At 48.9% G+C, this 5,129-nt stretch carries 3 protein-coding genes; all 3 read left to right on the top strand.

Annotated features, from left to right (window positions below; all coding sequences use genetic code 11):
- The first annotated feature begins 290 nt into the window (after positions 1 to 290).
- The 3 genes from ACKFKF_RS34290 to ACKFKF_RS34280 are packed head-to-tail and all read left to right on the top strand — an operon-like array spanning position 291 to position 5,059.
- Positions 291 to 3,050, top strand: coding sequence for a TnsA endonuclease N-terminal domain-containing protein (locus ACKFKF_RS34290; RefSeq protein WP_446871837.1), 2,760 nt, complete (start codon positions 291 to 293; stop codon positions 3,048 to 3,050).
- 1 nt (position 3,051) lies between these two features.
- Complete coding sequence (locus ACKFKF_RS34285) at positions 3,052 to 4,140, top strand: ATP-binding protein (protein ID WP_446871836.1); 1,089 nt, start codon at positions 3,052 to 3,054, stop codon at positions 4,138 to 4,140.
- A 4-nt stretch (positions 4,141 to 4,144) separates the two neighbouring features.
- Positions 4,145 to 5,059, top strand: a complete 915-nt coding sequence (locus ACKFKF_RS34280; protein WP_446871835.1) for a TniQ family protein — start codon at positions 4,145 to 4,147, stop codon at positions 5,057 to 5,059.
- Positions 5,060 to 5,129 lie beyond the last annotated feature (70 nt).

Raw genomic sequence — 5,129 nt, 5'->3', positions numbered from 1 at the left:
TGTGATTTTAATAATAAGTTGACCACAGCTTAAGGCAAAAGATGACCATTGCGGAAGCTGGAAGGCTGATAGTGCCGTGAAGTCAATGAGTTGTAACCCCGAAAGATTAATCCATAAGTTGTCCGAACGTGAGAAATTTAGGCAAAATGTGTCCAATCGTTACAACTTGCGAGTCAGCTTCCCCTCAATCGGCGGTTGTACTACAGTTGAGATAGTCCTGATTGAGTTTCAAGGCAAGCATTTATCACTCTACGTCCTCAATGAAATCAAGCATCCAAGGGGAACGAGCGATGCTAAACGAATCAGAGTTTGAGATCTGGTGCCAGCGAATGAAGATCAGTGAAAACACCCGGCAACTGATTGAGCAGATTCGCTCCAGTGCGCCGTCACGCCCCGTTCAAGGTGGGCGAAAAAATGTATCAGGTCACTATCCCAGCCGCAAGATGGGACTGACGATTCAATTTGAATCGCATCGGCACGAACTCGCTCGAATCTACGAATTAGAGCATGATCCAGACGTGCTGGAATACTATGACCAACCTCCAGCGATTGAACTGTATTACGAGATGAGCAACGGTCGGCACAATCGCCATCGCTATACGCCTGATTTCTTCGTGATTCGGACTCAGGATGCAGGCTGGGAAGAGTGCAAATCTGAACCAGACTTGAACCAGCTTAGCGTGAAACAACCGCATCGTTACTGCAAAGCTCAAGGGCAGTGGCAGTGCCCACCCGCAGAAGCATATGCTCAACGCTGGAACCTCACATTTTCTGTTTGGTCAAGCCAACAAGTCAACTGGACGCTTCAGCAGAATTGGATTTGGCTTGAAGACTACTTCAGCTCGAAAACAAAGGTCGTAGACCGTGAAGTCTGTGAGCAAGTCACAAAGCTTGTTGCGGCAAATCCAGGCATTCGATTGAGCGACATCCTGCAACAATTGAGCGATGTGACGAGCGATGATCTGCATACGTTGATTGCACAAGAGCAGATTTATGTGAGCCTACAAACGGCTCCGCTGTCTCAACCGCAACTCGTTCAAGTCTTCTCAGATGCCACCCTTGCAAAAGCATACGACCATGTAGCAGTCGTGACTACTTCACCAGTGGCACAGACTGTACAAATCCTCTCGGTGACAGTCGGAGCGATAGTAATCTGGGACGGTGAACGCTGGGAGATTGTGAATACAGGGAACACAAACACTGGACTGTTGAGAACAGATGGCAAATTTGTCGAGTTACCGAATGCAGCATTGGATGCGCTGATTCAGAAAGGTCAAATCACAATCGGTGAGGGAGATCGCGCTAGCAATCCCATTCCACCGATTTTGCAAGCAGCACGGCAGCAGGATATTGAAGAAGCCAATCGACGGTATGAGATTTTGCTGCCTTATTTGAATGCAGCTTCATCCGTTCCGACCACTCGCACGATCCGGCGCTGGCGAACTGCTTATCGAGCGGCTGAATCGCTGTATGGGAGTGGCTATCTAGGATTGTTACCGCATCACACGACGAAGGGGAATCGGATTGCTCGACTGGATGAGACGGTCGTGCAGTTGATGCAGCAATTTATCAACGAGCAGTATGAAACCATCAGACATCGTGGACAACTGCGAGTTTACGAAGCCTTTCGAGCAGTGTGCCAAGCCCACCAGCCCCCCTTAGTTCCGCCAAGTTTTCATCGGTTTTGGCAAGAAATACAGCGACGTGACCCGCATGAGCAAACCCTCAAACGCGAAGGGCGACGAGCAGCAACCGCGAAAGCTCCGTTCTACTGGAGCCTGGAACTCACGACTCCACGACACGGCGAACGTCCGTTTGAGATCGTTCACATTGACCACACCCAACTCGATATCGAATTGATGAGTTCGCTCCTGTCACTAAGTGAGTGCAAATGGGATGCGAGCCAAACGCTTCAGCGCCCTCTAGGTCGCCCGTGGGTTACATTCATGGCAGATGCCTATAGTCGTCGCCTACTCGCCGTCTATCTGACCTTTGAAGAACCGAGCTACCGCTCCTGTATGATGGCGCTGCGAATTTGTGTCCAACGATTTGAGCGATTTCCGCAAACGATTGTGGTGGATAATGGCAAGGAGTTTCATAGCCACTACTTCGAGCAACTCTTAGCAGCCTACGTTTGTACGAAGAAGCACCGTCCTCCTGCAACGGCTCGTTTCGGTAGCATTGTCGAGCGGCTATTTGGAACTGCAAACACTCAATTTGTGTATGAGTTGCAAGGGAACACCCAATTGACGAAAAATGCCCGCCAATTGACTCAATCCATCAACCCAAAACGGCTTGCAACCTGGACATTAGAACCCCTCTACCAAGCCTTATGCGAATGGGCATATCAGATTTATGATCAACGAGAGCATCCAGCATTAGGGCAATCTCCGAGAGAGGCATTCAACTTGGGCTTGATGCTTGGCGGAAAGCGAGTCCATCGACGAGTGGTGTACGACGAACTGTTTCACATCCTGACGCTGCCTGCTCCTGTAGGTTCAACGCGCAAAGTTCAACCGGGTCGGGGAATCAAAATTCACAACATTTACTACTGGTCAAATGACTTCCGCGATCCAGAAATCGAACAATCATCCGTTGAAGTGCGGTACGACCCGTTTGATGTTGGAATTGCCTATGCTTTTGTCCGAGGACAATGGGTGCAATGTATCTCAAATTACTATGCTCAACTGAAAGGGCGATCTGAGAAAGAACTTCACTTAATTAGCGCAGAACTGTATCAACGGAAACGCCAGCAGGGGCAAAATGTCATTAACTCAGACGCAGAGTTAGTGCAATTCTTAAATTCAGTTGGGACAACTGAGGAACAGCTTGTTGTCCAGCATCTCAAAGCAGTTGAGAATCAGCGAGTGATCAAGTTAATCACGAACAATCCAGAGCTTAGAGACAGTATTGAAGTAGATCAATCCGGGCTATCAGATAGCAATCGAGACGCAGAAACTAATATAAGCGACAAGATCGGTAGAAACATTTTAGGGAATGAATTAATCGACTTGGAGTCAGAACAATTAGAATATTATGGAGAGTTCTAACATGACGACTCAAGAAGGCTTTCCTCGCAAACTTTTAGATCAAACGATGACCGAAAAAGTTGCTTATTTTAAGCAATACACAATGGCGCATCCTAAACTGTCAGACGCAGCTCAAAGGCTGATGTGCTTGATTCAGGAGCCTGCTGGGACTGGATTGATTTTTCTGCTTGGACCCACAGGCGTTGGGAAATCAACCCTGCTCCAGCGCTTGAGTCAGAAAATACTAGAAGCAGCTTTGCCGGATCTAGAGCAGAATTTGGGGCGAATTCCCATCACCGGAATTGAAGCTGCAACGCCAGAGTTCAGTAACTTCGACTGGCGAGACTTCTACTTTCGCGGCTTAAAGGCACTGAGCGAACCTTGCATTCAGATTCCCAGCCGTTCGCGCATTAATACCTTGAAACTGCGGCAGAGCTTTGAATCTGCATTACAACATCGACAGCCTGCTGCTTTTTATATCGATGAAGCGCAAAATCTAGGCAAAGTTGCAAGTGGGCGCAAACTGCGCGACCAAACAGACTGTCTCAAATCTTTAGCCAATCTAACCGGAGTGCTATTCGTCTTGACCGGAACTTACGAATTGCTGATGCTGCGGAATCTGAGCGCTCAACTCTGCCGTCGAGCCGCAGAAGTTCACTTTTCCCGATATCAGTCAGATACCGTGGATGACTTAAAGCAATTTCGAGCAATCCTGCAAACGTTTCAGCGTCACCTGCCATTGGTTGAAGAGCCAGATTTGCTGAGAGATTGGGAGTTCTGCTACGAGCGCTGTATCGGCTGTGTGGGCATTCTCAAAGATTGGTTGACGCGAGCATTCGTCACTGCGCTAAATCAAGGGCAGCATACCCTGACCCGAAGCGATCTAGAAGCGACAGCTTGGTCCGCAGAGCAATGCTTCATCATGCTGAGCGAAGCCAAAGAAGGCGAGTCTAAACTCGATAATCCCAACGCTGGCGCAATGCTTCGTATCGCATTGGGACTCGATACAATGCCACCGCCTGTCACGCAAGTTAGACAATCTGCGCCCTCGAAAAACCGTCGAGTCCGACCCGGAACATCTTCACCGCAACGGTTGCCGATTGGAGAATAGTACGATGCCACCTAGCGATCTACCGAGCTATGAATCCTGGGATTTAACCTTCCCGGCGCTACCCCCTCGGAGTCGTCTCTTCTCGTTGGTTCCTTTCGGTGTTGGGACAGCGATGGTTGAAACATTACCAAGCTATCTGGTGAGATTAGCAGAAGCGCATTGTGTTCCAACTCCGATCTTGATCCGATACGAGTTGGCATTTCGCTATGTGTTCAATCAGCAGCGTTCCAAGTTGCCGCACCAGGCAGCCATCGAAGCATCAATCTCATTCTTGCGATCTCATCCTTCAACGCTGCAAAACACGACCGCAGAAGATTGGCTCTCTGTAAATGATCAAGTTGAACAGATTGTTCGACTTCTCGAACATCTTACCTTACGCTCGGATTTGCGGTATCTGACGCTGTTACCGCTGAGTCGATTCTTTAACTTGCGTGACATGCTGCGTCATGAGCAATGCTGGTGTCCAGCCTGCTACCAGCAACAGCGAGATGCGGGACTCACGCTTTACACGCCGTTGCTTTGGGCACTTGAACCCGTTTGTGTTTGTCCAAAGCATCACTGTTACACGCAACTTTGGTGTACCTACTGTCGCCGTCCGCAGCCGTTCTTGAGTCGTGAAACAGAGTTGGGATATTGTGCCGCTTGCGGGGCATGGTTGGGACACGATTTCACGGCGTTGAGTCATCAACGCTTTACCGACAAAGACTGGGAGTGGCAGTTGTGGATGGCAGAAGCACTGGGACAGATCCTAGCGGCGATGCCAATTCTACATCACTCACTGAGCCAGAGAAAAGTCACAAGACGGCACCGTCAAAAACTGGATCTGATTGAATTCCTCAAACGCTGCCATGATCTTGAAGTTGCGCCAGTTAAAATACTCTTCAACGAACAGAATATACCCTTGCCCGACAGTCTTTAAGCATAAGTTGTCCAGGTTCCGGTTTCATTCATAAGTTGTCCGTTCTGGACAGGTTATGGGTAAAGTCACA

Source organism: Phormidesmis sp. 146-12, assembly GCF_052939495.1.
The sequence above is the reverse complement of the archived record's forward strand: the minus strand, read 5'-3'. Positions and strand labels throughout refer to the sequence as shown.

Coding starts and splice junctions, on each gene's coding strand:
- ACKFKF_RS34290 (WP_446871837.1), top strand. CDS start 291: ATGCTAAACGAATCAGAGTTTGAGATCTGGTGCCAGCGAATGAAGATC.
- ACKFKF_RS34285 (WP_446871836.1), top strand. CDS start 3,052: ATGACGACTCAAGAAGGCTTTCCTCGCAAACTTTTAGATCAAACGATG.
- ACKFKF_RS34280 (WP_446871835.1), top strand. CDS start 4,145: ATGCCACCTAGCGATCTACCGAGCTATGAATCCTGGGATTTAACCTTC.